22 protein-coding genes are annotated in these 21,927 nt (G+C 59.3%); 15 read left to right on the forward strand and 7 right to left on the reverse strand.

The features are described from left to right. Positions 1 to 74: 74 nt before the first annotated feature. The 3 genes from ACUNV4_RS08705 to ACUNV4_RS08715 all read right to left on the reverse strand — a co-directional run bounded on the left by ACUNV4_RS08705 (position 75) and on the right by ACUNV4_RS08715 (position 3,798). Positions 75 to 1,706, reverse strand: a complete 1,632-nt coding sequence (locus tag ACUNV4_RS08705) for a copper amine oxidase (protein ID WP_430878121.1) — start codon at positions 1,704 to 1,706, stop codon at positions 75 to 77. A gap of 140 nt (positions 1,707 to 1,846) precedes the next feature. Further along, a complete protein-coding gene (locus tag ACUNV4_RS08710) occupies positions 1,847 to 3,058 on the reverse strand; it encodes a copper amine oxidase (RefSeq protein ID WP_430878122.1) in 1,212 nt (403 codons plus the stop codon). Further along, positions 3,055 to 3,798, reverse strand: a complete 744-nt coding sequence (locus ACUNV4_RS08715; RefSeq protein WP_430878123.1) for a hypothetical protein — start codon at positions 3,796 to 3,798, stop codon at positions 3,055 to 3,057. Before ACUNV4_RS08715 ends, ACUNV4_RS08710 begins: the two co-directional genes overlap by 4 nt. A gap of 72 nt (positions 3,799 to 3,870) precedes the next feature. Here ACUNV4_RS08715 and ACUNV4_RS08720 point away from each other — a divergent pair, with 72 nt between their 5' ends. The 4 genes from ACUNV4_RS08720 to recQ all read left to right on the forward strand — a co-directional run bounded on the left by ACUNV4_RS08720 (position 3,871) and on the right by recQ (position 8,165). Then, positions 3,871 to 4,530 carry a gamma-glutamylcyclotransferase family protein gene (locus ACUNV4_RS08720; RefSeq protein WP_430878124.1) on the forward strand — a complete coding sequence of 220 codons (660 nt, stop codon included), beginning with the start codon at positions 3,871 to 3,873 and terminating at the stop codon, positions 4,528 to 4,530. 225 nt (positions 4,531 to 4,755) lie between these two features. Beyond that, positions 4,756 to 5,523, forward strand: a complete 768-nt coding sequence (locus ACUNV4_RS08725; RefSeq protein WP_430878125.1) for a DUF3581 family protein — start codon at positions 4,756 to 4,758, stop codon at positions 5,521 to 5,523. A gap of 2 nt (positions 5,524 to 5,525) precedes the next feature. Then, positions 5,526 to 6,290, forward strand: a complete 765-nt coding sequence (locus tag ACUNV4_RS08730; protein WP_430878126.1) for an SDR family NAD(P)-dependent oxidoreductase — start codon at positions 5,526 to 5,528, stop codon at positions 6,288 to 6,290. Between the two features lie 45 nt (positions 6,291 to 6,335). Beyond that, positions 6,336 to 8,165, forward strand: coding sequence for a DNA helicase RecQ (recQ, locus tag ACUNV4_RS08735; protein ID WP_430878127.1), 1,830 nt, complete (start codon positions 6,336 to 6,338; stop codon positions 8,163 to 8,165). Positions 8,166 to 8,183: 18 nt separating this feature from the next. Here recQ and ACUNV4_RS08740 read toward each other — a convergent pair whose 3' ends face one another. The 4 genes from ACUNV4_RS08740 to ACUNV4_RS08755 all read right to left on the reverse strand — a co-directional run bounded on the left by ACUNV4_RS08740 (position 8,184) and on the right by ACUNV4_RS08755 (position 12,671). Continuing rightward, positions 8,184 to 8,486, reverse strand: coding sequence for a hypothetical protein (locus ACUNV4_RS08740; RefSeq protein ID WP_430878128.1), 303 nt, complete (start codon positions 8,484 to 8,486; stop codon positions 8,184 to 8,186). A 66-nt stretch (positions 8,487 to 8,552) separates the two neighbouring features. Then, a complete protein-coding gene (locus ACUNV4_RS08745; protein ID WP_430878129.1) occupies positions 8,553 to 9,569 on the reverse strand; it encodes an acyltransferase family protein in 1,017 nt (338 codons plus the stop codon). 121 nt (positions 9,570 to 9,690) lie between these two features. Then, on the reverse strand, positions 9,691 to 11,091 hold the full coding sequence (locus ACUNV4_RS08750) for a sialate O-acetylesterase (RefSeq protein WP_430878130.1): 1,401 nt from the start codon (positions 11,089 to 11,091) through the stop codon (positions 9,691 to 9,693). A gap of 125 nt (positions 11,092 to 11,216) precedes the next feature. Beyond that, positions 11,217 to 12,671: a sialate O-acetylesterase gene (locus tag ACUNV4_RS08755; RefSeq protein WP_430878131.1), complete on the reverse strand. Its 1,455-nt coding sequence runs from the start codon at positions 12,669 to 12,671 to the stop codon at positions 11,217 to 11,219. Positions 12,672 to 13,071: 400 nt separating this feature from the next. Between ACUNV4_RS08755 and ACUNV4_RS08760 the strand changes: the two genes are divergently transcribed. From ACUNV4_RS08760 to ACUNV4_RS08810, 11 genes are all read left to right on the forward strand, one after another. Next, positions 13,072 to 13,572: a Na+/H+ antiporter subunit E gene (locus ACUNV4_RS08760; protein WP_430878132.1), complete on the forward strand. Its 501-nt coding sequence runs from the start codon at positions 13,072 to 13,074 to the stop codon at positions 13,570 to 13,572. Between the two features lies 1 nt (position 13,573). Beyond that, positions 13,574 to 13,855 carry a monovalent cation/H+ antiporter complex subunit F gene (locus ACUNV4_RS08765; protein WP_430878133.1) on the forward strand — a complete coding sequence of 94 codons (282 nt, stop codon included), beginning with the start codon at positions 13,574 to 13,576 and terminating at the stop codon, positions 13,853 to 13,855. Next, positions 13,855 to 14,340, forward strand: a complete 486-nt coding sequence (gene mnhG, locus ACUNV4_RS08770) for a monovalent cation/H(+) antiporter subunit G (RefSeq protein WP_430878134.1) — start codon at positions 13,855 to 13,857, stop codon at positions 14,338 to 14,340. Before ACUNV4_RS08765 ends, mnhG begins: the two co-directional genes overlap by 1 nt. After that, positions 14,340 to 14,951 (forward strand): DUF4040 domain-containing protein, encoded by a 612-nt coding sequence (locus ACUNV4_RS08775; protein ID WP_430878135.1) that lies wholly within the window; start codon positions 14,340 to 14,342, stop codon positions 14,949 to 14,951. The genes mnhG and ACUNV4_RS08775 overlap by 1 nt, the downstream gene beginning before the upstream one ends. A gap of 35 nt (positions 14,952 to 14,986) precedes the next feature. Then, positions 14,987 to 15,415: a Na(+)/H(+) antiporter subunit B gene (locus ACUNV4_RS08780; protein ID WP_430878136.1), complete on the forward strand. Its 429-nt coding sequence runs from the start codon at positions 14,987 to 14,989 to the stop codon at positions 15,413 to 15,415. After that, positions 15,412 to 15,780: a cation:proton antiporter subunit C gene (locus tag ACUNV4_RS08785; RefSeq protein ID WP_430878137.1), complete on the forward strand. Its 369-nt coding sequence runs from the start codon at positions 15,412 to 15,414 to the stop codon at positions 15,778 to 15,780. The genes ACUNV4_RS08780 and ACUNV4_RS08785 overlap by 4 nt, the downstream gene beginning before the upstream one ends. Continuing rightward, complete coding sequence (locus ACUNV4_RS08790) at positions 15,780 to 17,267, forward strand: monovalent cation/H+ antiporter subunit D family protein (protein WP_430878138.1); 1,488 nt, start codon at positions 15,780 to 15,782, stop codon at positions 17,265 to 17,267. Before ACUNV4_RS08785 ends, ACUNV4_RS08790 begins: the two co-directional genes overlap by 1 nt. Beyond that, on the forward strand, positions 17,264 to 18,727 hold the full coding sequence (locus ACUNV4_RS08795; protein WP_430878139.1) for a proton-conducting transporter transmembrane domain-containing protein: 1,464 nt from the start codon (positions 17,264 to 17,266) through the stop codon (positions 18,725 to 18,727). The genes ACUNV4_RS08790 and ACUNV4_RS08795 overlap by 4 nt, the downstream gene beginning before the upstream one ends. Continuing rightward, positions 18,718 to 19,188, forward strand: a complete 471-nt coding sequence (locus tag ACUNV4_RS08800; protein WP_430878140.1) for a hypothetical protein — start codon at positions 18,718 to 18,720, stop codon at positions 19,186 to 19,188. The genes ACUNV4_RS08795 and ACUNV4_RS08800 overlap by 10 nt, the downstream gene beginning before the upstream one ends. Further along, a complete protein-coding gene (locus ACUNV4_RS08805; RefSeq protein ID WP_430878141.1) occupies positions 19,185 to 20,876 on the forward strand; it encodes a Na(+)/H(+) antiporter subunit D in 1,692 nt (563 codons plus the stop codon). Before ACUNV4_RS08800 ends, ACUNV4_RS08805 begins: the two co-directional genes overlap by 4 nt. A 553-nt stretch (positions 20,877 to 21,429) precedes the next feature. Then, positions 21,430 to 21,795: a DUF4345 family protein gene (locus tag ACUNV4_RS08810; protein WP_430878142.1), complete on the forward strand. Its 366-nt coding sequence runs from the start codon at positions 21,430 to 21,432 to the stop codon at positions 21,793 to 21,795. Positions 21,796 to 21,927: the final 132 nt, after the last annotated feature.

The following is a 21,927-nucleotide window of genomic DNA, read 5'->3' on the forward strand; positions in this document are numbered from 1 at the left end:
TATCGTACTCTCGAGCGTGGCAGCCGGGGTATTACGGGGAAAAGCACCATGTAGCTACAGCCACGCTGGCGGTCTCAGCCAGACCGTCTCCATCGTCCGGCAAGCAGCAGGCACAGCATGGTCAGCCACCAGGGGCTGACCGACCCGCTCGAGCGTCTGGGTACCGACACATCGCCCACTTTCCAGTCGAAGCTGCTGCTGGTCTGGTAGTGATCGTCCCGCACGGCGACCGACACGGTGTAATTGCCAGCCTGCCGGGTGGATCCCTGCAGGTGCCCACGCGTGTTCATGCGCACCCCGGGTGGCAGGCCGGAGGCGGTAAAGCTCAGGACGTCGTTGTCGGGGTCTTCGGCCGACAGGTGACCGTGTATCAGGTCCCCGGGATCGTTCTCCAGATTGACCAGGTCGACGAAACTCGGTGGACTGTTGGGCAGTGAGGCCAGTGAGCTGGTACCCGTCAGCAGATTCCGGGGCTGCATGACGAAACCGTCCCAGTGGGTGTGCATATTGCGCTGATCTTCACTGCGAGGCACATGATGAAAGCCGACCCGATGCCACAGCACGATATCCTGTCCTGCGATGGACTGACCATCGACATACTGCAATACGTGGTTGAGGCAGTCGGGGTTGAAGCGGGCATTCTGGCTGGCGAATCGTTCACAATCGTTGGCGACCGTGACAAACAGATCGTAGGCTGAATAGGGTTCCACTTCCTCACGCACGAAGCGATGTCCGAGGCGTAGCGGTTCGATCGTGTAGGCCGGGCTGTCGATGGCCTCGCTGGCGCTGATCTGCCAGCTCTGCTGGGTGTCGGGATCGATCTGTCGCGCCTGTTCGGTGTCGAAGGTCTCGCTTTGACGAATACGGCGGCCATCACTCTGCAACACATAGCGTGTTTCGGAGAAGCGATCATCGGTGGCCGATTCCCCGAGATCGAAATCCAGGCGCCAGTAGTAGTTGTGGGTGTGTGACAGCCACAGGGTGTCGGGGTCGTTCTGCAGGACACGTCCGTAGGGCAGATCGATTTGGGCCGAGCTGCGTTGCAAGGCACCGGTAGCCCCGACGCCCGGTTCCATGGCACCGTCATCGTAGAAGCTCCAGCTGATGATGTAGGCGTAGGCACCGACTTGCGATACGGAAAACAGGTTCAGGCTTTCGGCCTTCACCGAACGGTTTGCCGTACGGTAGCCATTGTCGCTCTGGCCGCGCCAGCGGCAGATGGCCGGGCGAGTCTGCACATCGAGCAGCTCTCCCTGAGGGCAGTCAGCCTCGGTAAGTGTCAGCAGATAGCCGCCACCGAGACCGTATTGGGTGACATCGTTGTAGGTGACGTCACTGTCATCGTAGGCCACGTGCAGCTGGCTCAGTCTGGCAGAGCTGAGCACCGGCAGCGGCTCGCCATCGGGAGGGGTGTACTGCACATCCGTCAGTACCAGGTTTTCGCGGATGCGCGACTCCCAGCACAGATCCCAGACAGCGCCGTTGGAGAAGGTCTCGGTGATGCGCGAGTCGGCATCACAGGCCGGTTCCGCCGCTTGTGCCTGCCTGAAGCCCAGGCCAATGCCGGCCGACTGCTCATCATCGACGTGAAGCGTGAGTAGACAACTGACCGAAAGCAGGGTGATCAGGGCCAGCCGGCGAGCAGTTCGGGGCAGGGTATCGTTCAAGGCTCTGCGCAGTAGAGTGTCCAGTTTTGTCGCCATCATCGTGTTCGGATCCCGGTGCAGGCGCCATTGCCGGCCTCTGTACAGGTGTCTGCTCAGGAACCAGCCCTGGCATTTGCTGCAGCCCTGCGCTGAAAAGTCCGACTGCCTGTTTGCCGGTGTCTGCCACCATTGCCCTCGCACTAGTCATTCACCTCGAAGGGTGAGGCCGCCGTCCAGTCGAAAGGGGTCAGGTCGAACTGCAGGGACACATCACGCAGGACTGGCCAGTCCTCGATGCTCGGATCCAGCGTGCGCGAAAGGCTGTACCAAAGCACTGGCTGGTTGCCTTGCAAGGGGTCACCGTCGATGAAATCATCGAGCGACTCTCCGCAGCCGGTTGTTCGGGACGCGCTGTTGCCCGGCTCGGTTTCGCCGCTGTTCAGCCAGGCGTGCCGTTCGCAGGCCTGGAACACGGTAACGGCGCCGTCGGACTGTGCCCACTCCATGCCGGTGTTGGAGAAACTGAAGCCACTGTTGGCAGGGTCCAGGTAGTAACCGGCGCCACTGGCATCCACGATGCGCCAGCCGCGAAAATTCTCGCGTTCCACCTGCAGCAGCGTTTCGCTGGTCAGCGTTCTGACCTGCATCGGGCGTCGGTTGCCAGCAGTGGTATCGAGCGGAAAATCGAATTGTTCCACACGATCTGCGGTGGGTGTATCCAGTTCGAATACCATGCGCCAGTTGGCCAGCAAGGTAGCGCGCGTCAGCGCTTCGGTATCTGCCGGAATGGCCTGCGCATGCTCAGGGTCCTGATTGGTAAGCGCTGCGCGACCGGAGAGGCTCAGGCCAGGGCGAATCTGACCATCCTCGGTGAAGGTGAAACTGCTGGTCCAGCTCAGGGTTTCTCGCTGGAAGGCGCTGCTGAGTTCCAGCTTCTGACTCTGAATGGCGGGACGCTGGGCGTACTTGGCGAGTATGCGATTGTCGCTGACGCGCGAACAGACGGCCGCAGCATGACCGGAGACGTTCAGGCGGGTGCCGTCACAGCTGTTGTCATTCATGCTGATGATATCGGTGGCCTCGGCGCTGCGAGGAGGCTGCAGCGACGGCTGTATCTGGGCAATGGGAGCGCGACTGTCGTGGTAGTGCAGCAGCAGCTGACCCAGGTGGGCTTCGGCAATGACCGGGCGCAGACTGTCTCCAGGTGCGCGGTAGCGAACCGAGCGCACGGTCAGGCCGTGAGATTCCTCGACGGCAATGCACATGGACCAGGTGGCACCGGAGCTGAAGGCATGATCCACCGCCAGCTGCGCTCCGCAATCGGTCTGTTGGGCGTGCACCGGGGCAATCAGTCGCAGGAGCAGCAGTGACAGCAATGCCGCAGGCAGGCGAATCCGGCTCAGCTTGCTCATCGACGCCGCAACTCGCCGACTTGTTGTGTGTTCAGATGAATGAGAGGTTCGGTCGTGAAGACGGTATGGCTGGCATCAAACAGTGACAGCAGCGCACAACGCGATACCAGACAGGGATCTCCACTGTCCAGTGGTTCGTGGATACTGGCCTTGACGTCCAGTTCGTCCAGCGTCGTGAACGGTGTCGCATTGCGCAGGGCGTGTTCCGCCTGCAATGCTGCCAGCAGGCTGGCATCGCGTTCCAGCAGGCTTCTGGCAAAGGCGATTTCCTGCTCGCTCAGTGGCAGATGCACGGACTCGATGCGTTGCTGCCGTGTCAGGGTTCGATTCTCGAGATCGATGACCAGCATTCTGGCGGATTGAGTCGTGTAATCATACTGGTAGACTCTGGCATGGCGCACCTGGCCGGCATTCTTGCTTTCCTGCTTCTCGATGAACAGGGTCTGCACCCCGAGCGGGTGAGACTGGTGTTTGCCGGCAGCGTCCGACCAGGGGACTTGTGCAGCCAGGGAAGCGGCCACATGTTGCTCTTCTGCCAGCAGGCCTCGGGCGTGGCCCGAAGTTTGCCAGATCAGCAGTACCAGTAGCAGCAGGAGCCTTGCCGGCGACCGAGTCAGCTGCCGGATACAATGCTGCCCCTTGCGGGTAGAAACGGCGGCCTGGCGCGCCAGCACGGTGTACAGGCGAGAAAGCCGCAGCAGCAGAAGTACCGGGGGGCGGAATGGGAATGATTTCGTCATGCTATTGTCAATCATACGATGCTTGCGGGCTGTTCGCCGGTATCTCGATCGCAACCTGACCTTTTTGAGTGAATGAACACTGACTGGATCCACTATTTTGGCTATGGTTCCCTGGTGAACCGGGAAACACGACCGGCCGACGAGATTGCGCATTCGGCGCGGCTCAATGGTTGGCAGCGTGTCTGGGACCATCGAGTGACCGATCCTGCCCGGGAGAAGCGATGCACATCGCTGAGTATCGAACCTACTTCCGGCGTGGTGGTGCAGCCCGGGCAGGAAGTGGTTCCCGCGGGAATCGATGGCGTCGTGGTGCGATTGCCACTGGCGCACCTGCCACAGCTTGATGCCCGGGAAGCCGGCTACGACCGCCTGAGCCTGCCGCTGAGTGACTTCGAACTGTCGGACGAGCTGCGCCAGCAGATGTTCGAGGAAGGGGTGGAGAGCATCATGGTCTACCGCAGCCAGACAGAGAATCGCCTGCTGGCCGATCAGGGCAATCCGGTATTGCAAAGCTATGTGGATTGCGTCATGGCCGGTTACCTGCAGCGCTTCGGTGAACAGGGGGTGCAGGACATGGTCAACAGTACGCGTGGCTGGGAATGCCCGTTGTTCGACGATCGCCGCGATCCCTTCTACCCGCGCTGGGTCGATGTCGATGACAGTAGCCGACAATACTTCGACTCCCTGATCATGGCGCAGCTGGATCTGCAGCAACGCAGCCATCTGGCCTGACTCGTCCTGCGATCGTCGATGTCGCAATGGCACGACAATCGGCTGAATAATGCATGCCACAACCCCTGAGCGGTTGCTGGCAGCAGCCTGCATCGGTACAGGGTTCTGACGGCCCCGGCAGGCACCTCGAATTCATCACAAGTCTCATGCGCAAGTTGTCCCATCAATCACTTGCGACACCGGGTGGTGTTTGCGATCATGGGCGGCTGATTGACGAGGCCATGCATGGACATATCAAGATTCATCACGGAGAGTGATGGGGCTGTATCCTTCGAAGAAACACAGGCCAGTGCCTTTGCCAAGGGTGTGGCTGGCGATTTCAACCCGATTCATGACCCGCAGAGCAAGCGTTTCTGCGTGCCTGGTGACTTGCTGTTCTCGGTGCTGCTGCATCGCTATGGCGCGGCAAGACATACCCGTGTGCAGTTCTCCGGCATGCTCGATGGCAAGACCCGCATGCTGCTGCCGCCCGCCGTGGATGGACAGGCCGACATTACCGATGCGCGCGATCGTGCGCTGCTGAGCCTGTCACTGGACGGAGAACGATTTACCGACCAGAGCTTCATTGCTCAGTTGTGTGAGCAGTACGTGCGCTTCTCGGGACAGACCTTCCCCGATGTGCTGGTCCCTTTGATGCGCAGTGCAGAGACGATGATCAACCCGGCCCGACCCATGGTGATCTACAGGAACATGTCCATCGATCTTGAAGACTCGGCAGTGGCCTTGTTCGTCGATTCGGCCGATGGACAGTTGGCGCGGCTGCGCGATACCATCGATGGCCAGCTGACGCTGGAGCTGGCTGATTCCGATATCAGTGTCGATGGGCGCAAGGGGCAGGTGCAATTGAAGTTCGATATCGAAGTGGCAGGCCGGACCATCGGTACCGGTGAGAAGAACCTCGTACTCAGTGGCTTGCGAGAGTACGACGAGGCGGCCATGCAGGTTGTTGTCGATGAATACAACCAGCGTCGCCACGCCTATCAGGGAGTTTGAACATGCGTTGTGAATCCGAAGTCTCCGTCGTCATCACGGGCGGTGCCTCAGGCCTGGGGCGTGGTACCGCGTCCCATCTGTCTTCACTGGGATGCCGGGTTGCCGTCCTCGATCTGCCCAATGAGGCCGCGGCGGCCGAACTGGCCAGTGATGGTATCGGTTTCGTTGCCTGTGACATCACGCAGGTAGAGGCGGTGGATGCCGCCATCGAACAGGTGATTGCCAGCCAGGGTGTACCCCGGGTCGTGGTCAATTGCGCCGGTATCGCCCCGGCGGCTCGCAGTGTCAGCCGCGACGGGGCGCACGATGCCGATCTGTTTGCCCGAGTCATCAGCGTCAACCTGACCGGTTCCTTCCTGGTTGCCTCGCGATTCGCAGCGCATATGGTCGGCAACGAACCGGGCGAGGATCAGGAGCGTGGTGTCATCATCAATACCGCTTCGGTAGCAGCCTTTGACGGACAGGTCGGTCAGTGCGCCTATTCGGCGTCCAAGGCCGGTATCGTCGGCATGACCTTGCCCATGGCACGAGATCTGGCATCGCTGGGCGTGCGGGTCTGTGCCATTGCCCCGGGAATCTTCGAAACGCCGATGGTTACCGGCATGCCGGATGAGGTGCAGCAGAGTCTGGCCGCTCAGGTGCCGTTTCCCAAACGTCTGGGCAAGCCGTCGGATTATGCGACACTGGTCCAGCACATCATCGAGAACACGATGCTCAATGGAGAGGTCATCCGACTCGATGGTGCCATACGCATGGGTGCCAGATAGTCTCGACAAACCTGGTCCACACGTTCCACTTCGCATGGAGGCGAAATGCAGACACAGAAAATGACGTCCACTGCCGCACTGGAAATACTTCAGACCATCTATGGCTTCGATGAGTTTCGAGGTCAGCAACAAGCCATTGTCGATACGGTCATCGCCGGTGGAGATGCGCTGGTTCTGATGCCGACCGGGGGCGGCAAGTCCCTGTGCTATCAGATTCCCGCGCTGGCCAGACCCGGTACCGGCATCATCATCTCGCCATTGATTGCACTGATGCAGGATCAGGTGGATGCGCTCAAGGCGCTTGACCTGAACGCTGCCTTCATCAACTCCTCGATGGATGCGCAAAGCGTGGCGCAGACCGAAAATGCCTTGTTGGCGGGCGAAATCGACATGCTGTACGTGGCACCGGAGCGTCTGCTGATGCCGCAGATGCTCTCGCTGATCGATCGCTGTCAGATTGCCTTGTTTGCCATCGATGAGGCCCACTGTGTGTCCCAGTGGGGTCACGATTTCCGGCGCGAGTATCTGGGCCTGTCGATTCTCTCCGAACGCTATCCCGATGTGCCACGCATTGCATTGACGGCAACGGCGGATGAACGCAGCCGGCAGGAGATTGCCGGTAATCTGCAATTGACCGAAGCAGCCAGTTTCGTCAGCAGCTTCGATCGTCCCAATATCCGATACGCCATCGGCGAGCCGGACAACGCTCGCGAGGCCATGCTGCAGTTTCTGGATACGCATCATGAGGGTGATGCCGGCATTGTCTATTGCCTGTCACGCAAGAAAGTGGAGCAGACGGCGGAATGGCTGAACAAGCAGGGCAGAACCGCACTGGCGTATCATGCCGGTCTGTCGGCCGAAGAGCGACAACATAATCAGACGCGGTTTCTGCGTGAGGATGGGCTGATCGTCGTCGCAACCATCGCCTTCGGCATGGGAATCGACAAGCCCGATGTTCGATTCGTGGTGCATCTGAATCTGCCCAAGAGTGTCGAGGCCTATTACCAGGAGACCGGGCGAGCCGGTCGCGACGGATTGCCCTCGAATGCCTGGATGGCCTATGGCCTGCAGGATGTCATCAATCTGCGCTCGATGATGGCGCAGTCCGATGCCGATGAGCAGCACAAGCGTCTGGAGAATCACAAGCTGGAGACCATGCTGGGTCTGGCCGAGCTGACGACCTGCAGACGGCAAGCCTTGCTCAGTTACTTCGGTGATACGCTGGAGGAACCCTGTGGCAACTGTGACAACTGTCTGCATCCGCCGCATACCTGGGATGCGACCGAATCGGCCCGCAAGGCGCTGTCCTGTGTCTATCGTACCGGTCAGCGTTTCGGGGTCAGCTATGTGGTGGATGTCTTGCTGGGCAAGGATTCGGAACGCATCCAGCGCTTCGGGCATGAACGCCTGTCAACCTACGGCATTGGCAAGGAACATTCGGCGCTGGAGTGGCGCAATCTGTTCCGGCAGCTGATTGCCCGGGGTCTGCTGGCAGTCGATGTCGATGGTCATGGCTCGGTCATGCTGACCGAAGCGGCGCGACCGGTTCTGAAGGGCATCGAGACCCTGCATCTGCGAGAGCTGACTGTTGCCACTGGCAAGCGACAAGGCTCTGCGGGTCGGCGCAAGCGGGCGATGGCCGAGATTGCAGAGCACGATCAGCCACTATGGAACGCATTACGAGGATTGCGCAAGCAGCTGAGCGATGTGGCCGGGGTACCCGCCTATATCGTGTTCAATGACAGTACTCTGGCCGACATGATCGCCATCAAGCCACGTGATCGGACCGAGATGGCCAGTGTGTCAGGTGTCGGTCAGCACAAGCTGGAACAGTACGGCGATGAATTTCTGGAGGTCATTCGCGAGCACGCCTGACGCGATCTGCCCGGACCCTCAGTGCAGATACTGCGTATCCGGGCGTCGTGAATAGCGTACTTCGCGATCCAGCAGTTCCCCCTTGAGTGAATAGCGCTCCCAGCCAATCTGCTTGCGGTAAGGGGGGCGCAGGGATTGTCGTGTCCAGGTACGAAAGCGTGCGATCAGCTGCGCCTGCGCGTCATGCTCTTCGAACCAGTGTGATTCGTATTCGCTGCCGTTGCGAGTTTCCCTGCGGCTACCGGACACGGTCAGACTGTGTTCCGTCGGCAAGTCCAGCAGCGTTCTGAATCTGGCCTTGGTGTCCTCCTCACTCGTCATGACTTGTTGCCGACCCTGGAAAGGTCGTCTTGACGTCGAGCAGGTGGTTGTCGGGGCCCGCCGCCGTCATGCCTTGCTGACAACGGCCGCCGTCTTGTTGCCCCATTGCAGGCGTTCATGGCGCAGCAGCCAGTTGTCGATGTACTTGTGTATCACGATGCTGACCAGCACGCAGACGATCAGCGAGATCACGACGAACAACCAGGCAGCTGTTTGCCCCTCGCCCAGTAGTGGGGCCAGAAACTTGCGCAGGATGCCGAGCGTGAAGATATGGCTCAGATACAGTGCATAGGAGGCGTCTCCCAGCAGAACACCCCAACGATGCTCACCGATGCGCACATACAGGCAAGCCATGACAATGAAGAACGATGGCAGACCGTATTCGAAGATGCGCGGCAGGGGCAGCTTGATCAGCAGTACGCAGATCGACACCAGCAACAGCCAGGCAGCGGTCGATGGCGGCAGGCGGAATCCGCGTTTCCAGGCAACCGCCAGCAGCATGCCGAGAATGAACTCGAACACCAGTGATTTGCTGAAGAAGAATGCCAGGGCGGATTCACCATCGTTGAAATACGAGGCAAGCAGGAAAACACCGGTGATGACCAGTGTGATGAAGGCAATGCGATAGCGCTCGGTCAGCAACAGGGAGATGGCAAATATCAGATAGAAGTACATCTCGAAGTTCAGAGACCAGCCAGGCGCCAGAATGGGCCAGGCTTCGTAGGGATGTGCCAGGCTCCAGAAAGGGATGAAGCCGAGACTGAGCAGCAGGGCCTGCAGATCGAAGACCGTCGCCTTGAATACGGAAGGCATCAGCAGCAGAATGGCTGCCATCATGAACGTGAAGAACCAGTACAGCGGAACAACCCGGCGAATGCGGTTCTTCAGAAATCCGACAGGGCGGTCGCCGGGCTTCGAGATGAAGATCATGATGAAGCCGGATATCACGAAGAAGATATCCACCCCGAAACTGCCGGCCTCTGTCAGATACTGTTCGTAGTCCGCCACCTGAATGACCGTGTGGCTGTACACCACGGCCAGCGCCGCAACAGCGCGCAGGTATTGGAGGGCATGCAGTCTCATCAGACAGTTATCGGCAAGGGTTGGCTATAGTGGAGTTATAGCAGCTGGCCGGCCGAGTTGGCAGGCAGGCCAGTTACCATCGGGTATGTCAGCCATGCAACCTGCCTGCGCCTGGAAGCGATCAGGAGCCTGCAGCTGCCCGCAGCAGGGCATCATGATAGCGCACACCCATTTCCCGCAAGGCCGCCGCACCGAAATGGATGCAGGTGGTATTGCCACAGGGATAGCCGTTGGCGGGGATCAGATCTTCGTGGTCGGACAGGGCCGTGAAGGGAATACGGCCGGGCAGTTCGCGATGTGCATTATCCACCAGCTGCTTGCTCAACGGAAAGTCGGAGAGATCGCCGCGCTCATCACTGCCGCGTGACATGGTGCCGATCACGAAGGGAATATTGCTGTCAGCCCGTCGCAGATCACCGCCACGCAGATCGGCGTCGATGCTCATGCGCATCTGGAAGATCAGCCGCTCCAGGTTCTGCTCATAGCTCTCGGCGCAGCGCTCGTTCGAATCGGATTCGCCCTGATGCCACAGAATGCCACGCAGGATACCGCCGGTCTCTGCCAGAGCCAGGTTGGCACGGGCCACGGCACGATCGAACAGCCAGGTATTGCCCAGTTCAGGATCAGTGGTCGGTTGGGCGTTCCATTGGCCATTGGGGCCATCCTGACCGTCTTCGACCTTGCAGAATGATGAACCGGACCAGGCTGCGGGAACCAGCACGATGTCACGGCTTGTCTCGTTCAGTGCTTCCTTGGCGAAGCTCAGGCCCAATCCGATGTATTCGAGGTCCTTGCCGGTTGTGTTGGATGGATCCAGTGGTACATGCAAGGGGTCTTCTGCCGTGGTGATGCCGGGCGCTACCACGTTCTTCGAGGCCGAAACGAAATCCGCCTGTGTCAGAAAGATATCCTGTCGATCGTTCTTGCTGACGTTCAGCTGCTTGATTCGGGGGTTGGTTTCGTCAGCACCGCCCGGGAAGGCCTGTCGGGTGCCGTCGCCACTGAATCCCACCATGTTGCTCTGGCCGACCAGCAGATAGACATCGGGAGCGTCGACCGGCGTGACATTGACTTGCACCTCGACCGAGTGGCTGTCGGTACCGTCGGTGGCCAGAATGATGAACTCACGCTCTTGAGGCAGTATCGGCAGGTCCGCGATGTCCAGTTGCAGCTGCAATTCGCTGGCATTGTTGCCGGCGCTCAGGGTAGTCTGAGTGAAGTTGCTGTTGATGAAGGCCGAATCGGCGCTGGAAGCGCCGCTGACACTGAGCTGGACGCTTGCCGAATGGCCATTGCTGCGTACCAGTGTCAACGGGATGCGCACACCGCTTTCGCTGCCTTCTGTCAATTGCAGGTCGTCGACGCTTGCGCGCAGTTCGAAATCGCCGGTAGGCACCTTGTTGTCACCGACATTGTCGGGCGACAGCTCGTCACTGCAGCTGGCCAGCAGTACGGCGGCTGACAGCAGCGCAAGGCGCATCAGCTGGGTCATCTTGATCGGGAGGGTAATCACACTTTTCATCGGGTAGGTTAAGCAAGTGCCGGGCCTGTGCCTGGCGAGCTTTGGTAGATTCGATTCGTTTCAGTCTGTGAGCAATAAAAAAGCCAGATGAAACGAGAGCTTAGTAGAGTTTGTGAGCGATGCCTTCAATTTTCAGGTAACAGACCGGTGATCGCCTGGTAATACCGTCTGCCCATTTCGCGGTAGGCCAGCGCACCGAAGTGAATGCAGGAACCTTCCCCGCAGGCATAGCCCGGCGGAACCAGATCGTCGTTGATCACGACATCCGACAGTGGTATCAGGCTGGCCACGTCCCGCAGGGTATCGTCAACCAGTTGCTTGGCTTCGCCGAAAGGCAACAAGTCACCGCGTACATCCGAGCCGCGGGACAGGGTTCCCACGATGAAGGGCACATCGGCACTGGCGCCGCGGGCTGTCGTACCGCGGGCATCCGGTTGAATGTTGGTGCGAAGTGCACTGGCCAGCTCTGACAGATTGTCGGCATAGGCCTGCGCACAGGCAAGGTCGTCGGAATCGGCCTCACCCTGATGCCACAGGATACCTCGCAATACACCACCGGTTTCGGTCAACGCAATATTGGCACGTTGCACGGCCCGGTCATACAGCAGGGTGCCACTCAGTGCGCTGTTGTTCTTGGGTGTTGCATTCCAGCCGAGGCCTGGCAGTGGATTGGAATCGCGCTTGCAGAATCCGGTATCGGCCCAGGCGGCCGGTACCAGATAGATGTCGGCGCTGGTGTCGTTCAGGGCCAGTTTGGCAAAGGACAGGCCGGGACCGATGCGCTGGCCCGACTTTCCGCCCAGGGTCGTGTCGAAGCCGTCGTGCAGTGGGTCCAGTGCCGGTGTCAATGGCATGCCCGTCACGTGGTTGCTGGCCGGGTCGGTGAAATCAGCCGCCGTGGCATAGTGGCTGCGATCGTTGCCGGTCACGTTCAGCTGCAGGATGCGATCATCGGGGGCATCCGGCTCGCCTGCGGCGGCGCGCTTGCTGTTGTCTTCACTGAAGCCCACCATGTTGCTCTGGCCGACCAACAGGTAGACATCGGGCAGCTCCGTGGGGCTGACACTGATGTCGATGGCAGTACTGAGCAGCGGCGTGGCGCCATCGCTGGCCGTCACGATCAACGTTCGGCTCTGCGGCTGAATGGGTCGCGCAGCAATGGCAAGCTGCAGGCTCAGCGTGCTGGACGTCTCGCTGGCACCGAGCGTGGCATCGGAGAATGTCAGCGCAGTGTACTTGCGCTTGTCCGCTTCCTGAATCACCGCCGACAGCTGGATGCTGGCCGGGGCACCAGACTTGCGTTCGATGCTGATCGGTACACGGATGGGGTTGCTCGCGCCTTCCTGCAGTGTGATGCCGGCACCGTTGCCGACCTGCAGCGACAGCTGTTCATTGGAGGCGCTGCCATTGGCGCCTGAAAGCGGCAGATTGCCAAGGTCTACTGGAGTGTCGTTGCCGTTGTCGATATCGGTGCGCAGGTCACTGTCACAGGCAGCCAGAACCGTCAGCAATCCGGCAACCGTCAGCACTCTTACCAGATGACGGGCTCGAAAAAGCCTGATCGACGCCAGGGGAGCCACAGTGGAAACTGTGCGCAGCGTCCCGATTATCGGGTCAAGGGACAATGCCCGTCGACCTGCAGTGTAAGACCAGATGACGATGAACCTCATGAAAGTGAACCAAGCTACTAGACTGTCAATTCCAGCAAAGGTTTTTCACGATTGCCGATTTCCGGACAATCGCGTATTGCCTGTGCAGACAGGTGCTGCTTCGGAATGCGCCGGAGTCTAGCAGAGAGAGGGGTGAAACCAGCGGTCCTGTTACCCAACTATCTGCAATGCAACAGATTATTACGTTAATGCGGTCAAGTGAACGTGTCTTTAGAGCACGTATCGAATTGCAGCTTTGCCTCGGTGTCATGATAAAGTCGGTGTTAGTCGCCACTTCATTAATGACCCGATTCAACCGTTAACAAGTCTCATGACACAACTCTTCAGACTGACAGCCACGATGGTATGCCTCTGGCTACTGTTGTCGGGACTGTTCAAGGCGCAATTACTGATACTCGGGGCCCTGTCGGTGGCACTGGTGGTCTGGCTTGCCAATCGCATGCGGGTGCTCGAGCACCGGGGGCAACCGGTGTTCTTCCGGTTTCTGCACATCCTCGAGTACTGGGGCTGGTTGCTGCGCCAGATCTTCCTGAGCAACGTGGATGTAACCCGTCGAGTCTGGTCGCGTGAACTGGATATCAAGCCCACCTTGCGGCGGGTCACTGCAACCCCCGATACCGAACTGGGGCGGGTGATCTACGCCAATTCGATCACGCTGACGCCGGGTACCACGACGATCAACTTCACGCCCAGTGACGAGATCCTGGTGCACGCGCTGCATGAGGACACGCTGACGGAACTGGAACGGGGCGAGATGGCTGCCCATGTTCGCGACGTCGAACCCCATCTGCATTTCCGACGAGACCGCTGACATGTTCATAGCCGTCACCATTGCGCTGCTCATCACCATGGCGCTGACGCTTGCCCGGGCCTTGATGGGGCCGACCCTGTTCGATCGCCTGCTGGCGGTCAACTCCTTCGGTACCAAGACGGTATTGCTCATTGCCGTACACGGGTTCATGACCGGCCGACCCGATTTTCTCGATATTGCCCTGGTCTACTCGCTGATCAACTTCATCGGCACCATCGCGGTGCTCAAGTTCTTCGAGTACGACGACCTGGGCAGTGGCGCTTATCAAGAGGATGATTTCTGATGTTGGACTGGCTGGTTTGGGGTACAAGCTGGATTCTGTTGCTGATCGGTTGCACCTTTGTGGTGACAGGTGCCATCGGCATGATCCGCATGCCCGATCTGTACACGCGTCTGCATGCCGCCAGTGTCACCGACACCGGGGGGGCGATATTCATTTCTCTGGCGCTGATACTGCAATCGGTGTTCGTCTTCGGTAGTGCCATGGCGGCCATCAAGGTGCTGCTGATCATGTTCTTCACTCTGTTCACGGCACCAACGGCATCCCATGCTCTGGCCAAGACTGCCCTGCTGTGCGGGCAGGTGCCGCTGGGTGTCGACGGCAAGCCGATTCTGGATTCGCCGGAGGAAGCCACCCTGCTGGCACGTTCCCGTTCGGTCGATTACCAGTCGGGGCAGGATGCGGTCGAGATACTCGAAGAGACACGGCGGCACAAGCGGGCTCGGGCTCAGGGCCAGGATCAGAACAGTCATGGAGATGAAGACTGATGGATACGCTCATCGTTCTGGTACTGCTGACCTTTCTGGCGATCACCGCCATCGGCATCATTGTCCTGCGTGATCTGCTGGGCGCCGTCATCCTGCTGGGCCTCTACAGTCTGACGGCGGCCGGTGCCTTCGTGGTGATGGATGCAGTGGATGTGGCCTTTACCGAGGCCGCTGTGGGAGCGGGCATTTCCACCATCCTGTTTCTGGGGGCACTGTCGTTCACCAAGCATGAACAGAAGCCGCGCGGGCATGACAGCTGGGTGGCCCTGATATTCGTGGTCGTCACCGGCGGTCTGCTGATCTACGGCACGCTGGACATGCCGCATTACGGCAGCCCCGACTCACCCTCGCAAACCCACCCGGAACTGGCAGTACGTTATGTGCAGGAATCGGGCACGGAAGTTGGCCCACCCAACATCGTCACCTCCGTACTGGCCAGCTATCGCGGCTATGACACCCTGGGCGAGACGGTCGTGGTGTTCGCTGCGGGTGTGGCCGTACTGAGTCTGCTGGGACTGCGTCGTCGTCGCCCCGAAGACGAAGCCCCGGAGGATGCACCCGGTGACATTCCGGCTGCAGACCCGCAGGACCACCATCGCCGCAACGTCTGATCACCGTCAACGGACAATTTTCTGAGTAACTGCTTGTGAAACTCTATCCACGTCAACGCCATCGTGTGCTGCAGGTGGTGACCAAGCTGGTCATACCCTTCGTGCTCATGTTCGGTCTCTATGTGCAGTTCCACGGAGACTACGGTCCCGGTGGTGGCTTCCAGGCCGGTGTCATCTTCGCCAGTGCCTTCATCCTGCACGGGCTGATCTTCGGTCTCAAGCGCACGCGGGATGTGCTCTCACCGACGGTGCTGCGTTTCATGATGGCCTCGGGCGTACTTCTGTATGCCGGGACCGGATTGGTGACCATGCTGTTCGGCGGGGAACTGCTCAACTACAGTGTGCTGGCTCATGAAGCGACGCACGGACAGCACTGGGGAATCTTCGCGGTGGAACTGGGCGTGGGTATTACCGTGACCGGCGTGATGATCACGCTCTTCTACGGATTTGCCAGCAAACGATGAGTCAGTTAATCGGACTCTACAGCTACTGGGTTGTCATCGTGCTGATGATGGCGGGCCTGTACATCATGATCGCGCGCTACAACCTGGTGAAGAAGATCATCGGCTTGAGCCTGTTCCAGACATCGATCTTCTACCTGTACATCACGATGAGCAAGATCGAGGGCGGTACCGCACCGATTCTGGTGGAAGATGCGGACTATGTGTATTCCAATCCACTGCCTCATGTACTGATCCTGACCGCGATCGTCGTGGGGGTGGCAACCAGTGCGGTCGCCCTGGCGCTGATCGTGCGTATCTACGAAAGCTACGGAACCATTGAGGAAGACGAACTGAAATCCATCGAAGCTGCGGAGCCTGACGCCTGATGATCGATCAGTTTCCCGCCTTGCAGATCATGGTAACCCTGGTTGCCGCGCCGATCTGCGTGATGATTCGCAATCCCAGGTGGTCCTGGGTCTGCGCCATGGCAGCCAACACCATCGCCTTCCTGGTGTCCCTGGTGTTGCTGGAAAAAGTACTGGCCGATGGCGTCATTCGCTATGCCGTGGGTGGCTGGGCCGCTCCGAGTGGCATCGAGTACTACATCGATGCGATGAATGCCGCCGTGCTGGTGCTGGTATCCGGTATCAGCGCCGTGGTGCTGCTGTATGCCTATCGCAGTGTTGCCAAGTCGGTACCGGCCGAGAAGCACTATCTGTTCTATACCGCCTGGCTGATGTGTGTGACCGGTCTGCTGGGAATCGTGATTACCGGAGACGCCTTCAATGTCTTCGTGTTCCTGGAAATCAGCTCGCTGTCCATGTACACGCTGATTTCCTTCGGACAGGATCGACGGGCGCTGACAGCCAGTTTCCGGTATCTGGTGCTTGGCAGTGTCGGCGCCTCGTTCATCCTGCTGGGTATCGGCTTTCTGTATGCCGCAACCGGTACGTTGAACATGAGCGATCTGGCTGTGCGCATTCCGGAGAGCGAATCGCAGCGCGCGGTGCTGGTTGCCTTCAGTTTCCTCACCATGGGTGTGCTGATCAAGTCGGCAGTCTTTCCGCTGCACGCCTGGTTGCCGAATGCCTATACCTTTGCCCCGATTGCCGTGACCGCGTTTCTGGCGGGAACAGCGACCAAGGTATCCCTGTATGTGTTGCTGCGTTTCTTCTTCAGTGTCTTCGGCAAGGATTACAGCTTCGGGCAGCACCTGCTCAACGGTGTGTTGTTGCCGGCGGCTGTCGCAGGCTTTGTTCTGATGTCGCTGGTGTCCATATTCCAGAACGATCTGCGGCGCATGCTCGCCTACTCGAGTGTGGCGCAGGTGGGATACATCGTGGCAGGTTTCAGTCTCGCCACCCAGTCCGGTCTGACGGCCGGTATCGTGCACGTGGTCAATCACGGCATGGTCAAGGCCTGTCTGTTCATGGCCGTGGGTTGCATCCTGTATCGCGTCGGTCATGTCCATACCCCCTCGCTGGACAATCTGCTCAAACGCATGCCGTTTACCTGTGTGGCTTTCATCATCTCCGGCATGGGCCTGATCGGGGTGCCGCTGACGGTCGGTTTCGTCAGCAAGTTCACCCTTATCGAGGCGTCGCTGGAGAAGGGCTGGTGGGCCATTGCAGCATTGGTGCTATTGAGCTCGCTGATGGCCATCATCTATGTGGGACGGGTCATCGAGATCATGGTCTTTCGCCGTTCACGCGAAACCGGGCCCGAGTCCAGTGGCATGTGTGAAGCACCGCTGAGCATGCTCGTTCCCTTGTACGTGCTGATCGGGGTGAGCCTGTATTTCGGTATCAACGGCAGTGCCACACTCGAGGTGGCCGGTCAAGCTGCCACTTACCTGCTTGGTGGTATGCGATGAACCCGCTCTGGACTCTGGTTCCGCCGCTGGCGGTCATTCCATTCATCCTGTTCTTCGGTGAAAGGCGCAAGAACCTGCGCGAAGGCTCGATCATCATCGCCGGTCTGATACTGCTGCTGATCAACAACGGCATCTACAGTGATGTAGTCGCCGGTGTGCCGGTGCAAAGCGGCGAACTGGCGCTGCTGGCGGATTTTTCACTGAAACTCTCGGCCGAACCGATGGGCGTCGTGTTCGGGCTGCTGGCCAGCTTCCTGTGGGTGGTTACCACCGTCTACAGTATCGGTTACATGCGTGGTCATCACGAAATCAATCAGACGCGTTTCTATGTCTGCTTTGCCATCGCGCTGGCAGCGGTCATGGGCGCGGCTTACGCGGACAATCTGCTGACCCTGTTCGTGGCCTACGAGGTCATCACCATCTCCACCTATCCGCTGGTTACCCATGCCGGTGGTGATGGTGCGCGCAAGGCAGGGCGTATCTACCTGGGCATGCTGATGGGCACCTCCATCGGTTTTCTGCTGCCTGCCATCATCTGGGTGGCAGCAGCTGCCGGCACACTGGATTTCGTGCCCGGTGGGGTGCTGGCCGATGCCGGAATCGGCAAAGGGGCCATGGCTGTGTTGTTGGCGCTGTTCCTGTTTGGTATCGCCAAGGCCGGTATCATGCCGTTTCATCGCTGGCTGCCTGCGGCGATGGTGGCACCGACGCCGGTCAGTGCGCTACTGCATGCGGTGGCGGTGGTCAAGACCGGTGTGTTCAGCGTACTGAAGATCGTCACCTACACATTCGGTATCGACACCGTGACCGTGGCAGGGGCTGCGCAATGGTTGTTGCCCGTTGCTGCCTTCACGGTTCTGGCCGCCTCCATCGTGGCGTTCACCAAGGACAATCTGAAGGCGCGGCTGGCCTATTCGACGATCAGCCAGCTGTCCTACATCCTGCTGGCAGCCCTGCTGGCCACGGTCATGTCGGTCAGCGGTGGGGTGCTGCATATCGTCATGCACGCCTTCGGCAAGATCACCCTGTTCTTCTGCGCCGGGGCCATCATGGTGGCGCTGCACAAGTCGGAAATCTCGAAGATGAATGGCATCGGCCGGCGCATGCCCGTGACCATGGGCGCGTTCTTCATCGGCGCGATCAGTATCATCGGCCTGCCGCCGACGGGCGGTTCCTGGAGCAAGTTGCTGATTGCCGGTGGCTCGCTGGACAGTGGCACGATCCTGTGGGTGTCGGTGCTGATGCTCAGTACCCTGCTGAACATTGCCTACCTGCTGCCCATACCACTTCGAGCCTTTCTCAAGCCGGATCCGGACCTGAAACCCGGTGAAACGGCAACCTGGCAGGAAGCGCCGTATGCCTGTCTGTGGGCGATTGCGCTCACGGCCACCGGCTGCGTCCTGCTGTTTCTTTTTCCGCGTCCGCTGACCGAACTGATCGGACTGATCCAATGGCGATGAATTCAGACAAGCAAGCAGATTCGGGAATGGGTGCCGGTGCAGACAGTACGGGGCCTGAGTCCATGGCACCGCTGGCCCGCTATTTTCAGTGGACGGACAATCCGGCGAGTGTTGATCGCTTCATCCGCATTCTGAGCTATGTCTGCGTGGTGCTGTTCCTGATCGATATTGTCTGGCCCCGCTATACCAAGGTGCCGGGGGAGGGCCTGTGGGGGTTCTACGCCATCATCGGCTTTGTTTTCTTCAGTCTGTTCGTCATTGCCTCACGCTTTCTGCGACTGTTCACCGAGCGTGGCGCCGACTATTACGCGCCTGATTGTGTGGACGCCGAAGAATACCCCGAGTCCGCCACCGAGCAACTGAACCATGTACAGCGCCCGAACGATACCCTGAGCAGCCTGGGCAGACAGATGCTGGGTCGCAGGAACAGCGGTAGCGAACGCGAGGGAGCCTCCTCATGATGAATCTGATGGCTCCACCGTTTCTCTATCTGATAGCAGCACTGATCTGTCCGTTTCTGCCGTCGCGCTGGCGTGCATTGTTGCTGCTCGGCATTCCGGTTTTTGCTCTGATGGTCATGCTGGCGTATCCTGCCGGTGAGCATGTCGTATGGTCGGTGGTGGGTTTCGATCTCACCTTCATGCGCGTTGACAAACTCTCGACCATCTTCGGCATCATCTTCTCGATTGCGGCGCTACTGTCAGGGCTCTATGCCTGGCATGTGCGGGACACGGTGCAGCAGGTGGCAACCCTGGCCTATGCCGGCGCCGCCATAGGCGGTGTGTTCGCCGGTGATCTGATCAGTCTCTTCCTGTGGTGGGAAGGCACCGCGGTCGCATCGGTCTTTCTGATCTGGGCGCGCCGTACGCCGGCAGCAACCGCGACAGGCATGCGTTATCTGCTCATCCAGGTGCTCTCCGGAGTGCTACTGCTGGCAGGCCTGCTGGTGCATTATCACGATACCGGCTCCATTGCATTCGAACACCTCGGTCTGGTCAGCACCGGTACCTTCCTGATCTTTCTCTCCTTCGGTATCAAGTGCGCATTCCCCTTGTTGCACAACTGGCTGGCCGATGCCTATCCGGCAGCGACCATCACAGGTACCGTGATACTGTCTGCGTTCACCACCAAGATGGCCGTCTATGCGCTGGCGCGTGGATATGCCGGTACCGAGGTGCTGATCTACATCGGCGCCGTAATGGCGCTGTTTCCGATCATTCTGGCGGTGGTCGAGGACGACCTGCAACGCGTACTGGCCTACAGTCTGAACAGCCAGCTGGGCTTCATGGTGGTGGGTGTCGGTATCGGTTCGGAAATGTCCATCAGCGGTTCGGCCGCACATGCCTTCTGCAGTGTGCTGTATCAGGGACTGTTGTTCATGAGTGTTGGTGCGGTCGTCTACCGGACCGGCACCTCCAGAGCATCCCGACTCGGTGGCCTGTACCGGACCATGCCCGTGACCATGCTGTGTTGCCTGGTCGGAGCGGCGTCGATCTCGGCGGTGCCACTGTTCAGTGGCTTTGTATCGAAGTCGCTGATTCTGGATGCATCCGGTTACAACGGCAACTATCTGGTGTGGCTGGCCCTGCTGGCAGCGTCCGTGGGTACCGTGGTGCATACCAGTATCAAGGTTCCCTTCACCTTGTTTTTCTCGCGCGACAGTGGCAAGAGACCGGCAGAGGCGCCTGTGCACATGCGCCTGGCAATGATCATTGCCGCGTCTCTTTGCGTGATCATCGGTGTGTTTCCGGGTCTTCTGTACAGCCTGCTGCCGTTCAGCGTCGACTATCATCCCTACACCTTTGATCACGTGCTGGTGCAGTTTCAGCTCTTGCTCTTCGCGGCGCTGGCGTTCGTGGTGCTGAAGAAGATCGGACTCTACCCGCGAACGGTAGCTTCGACCATGCTTGATGTGGATGTCATCTACCGCAAGTGGATACCGGCACGTCTACCGCTGGTGGCACGTCGGGTGGCGGATCTCAATGCCAGTGCCCGTCAGGGTGCGCTAGGTTTGCTGGGCAATGGCTATGGTGTCATCGAGCGACTGACACGCCCTGGCGCACCTCTGGCGCGAGGCTGGAGCGTGGCAAGCATGATGTTCGTGGTGATCGTGCTGATGTGTGCCGTGCTGGTGCTGAATCTGCTGTAGCGGCGGCGAGGGGCGGTCAGCGCTGCGTCAGCACATCATGTGGATTCGGCGATTGATGAGCAGCTCGAACCCTGTTTCATGGGGTGGCCCGTTTCAGGGCCACCCGGTTCGGGGCTGGAGAAATAACGGGTTGAAGTGCTTGTCTGAAGGGCGTGCTTGAAGGGCGTGCTTGAAGGGCGTGCTTGAAGAGCGCATCTGAAGAGCGTATCCGAAGTGCGTATCCGAAGTGCGTATCTGAAGTGCGTATCTGAAGTGCGTATCTGAAGGGCGTGGCTGAAGGGCGTATCTGAAGTGCGTGGCTGAAGGGCGTATCTGAAGTGCGTGGCTGAAGGGCGTATCTGAAGTGCGTGGCTGAAGTGCGTGGCTGAAGGGCGTGGCTGAAGGGCGTGGCTGAAGGGCGTATCTGAAAGGCCGATACAATCAGGCAAGTATTCAAGACTATTCAGTCTTTCTCCGCGGTCTTGGCGGGATTATCATGCTCTCACTGCAAGACAGTCCCCACAAACACCGGCAAGCGGCCATACCTGGTCATGTCAGACGGCGGAGCTCAACCATGGATTACAGCCTTGTTCTCAGAGTGATCGGCATTCTGCTGCTCATCGTCGGCATTGTGCTGGTCTGGAACCCTGAGCTGGTCAGCAAGCAGGCAGTCCCGGAGAATACATTCGCCGCCACCGAGAGACGAATATGGTGGGGCCTGATCATCGGGTTCGGCACCCTGCTGCTGTTTCATCACGATTTGCAGCCGTGGATGGCCACCATCGCGGCTACTGCCTCTGCACTGCTCTTCGGCTTGCTGGTCGCCAGGCTGATCGGAATCATGCTGGACGGCTCGGTGTTGAAACAATGGATCAACGTGGGCATCGAGCTTGTCATGCTGGTGCCGTTGGTATGGTGGTACCTGCGTGTCCGATCGTGATCCAAGGTGTGCGGTGATGTCGAAGGCCGTCTGGTTCAGATGACGTGTCAGGACATCGATGATGTGCAGGAACTCTCCCTGATGCCTGCTCAGCCTCGAACGAAGATGAGGCTGAGCAGGCAGAGGGTTCGA

Source organism: Granulosicoccus sp. 3-233 (assembly GCF_052681095.1).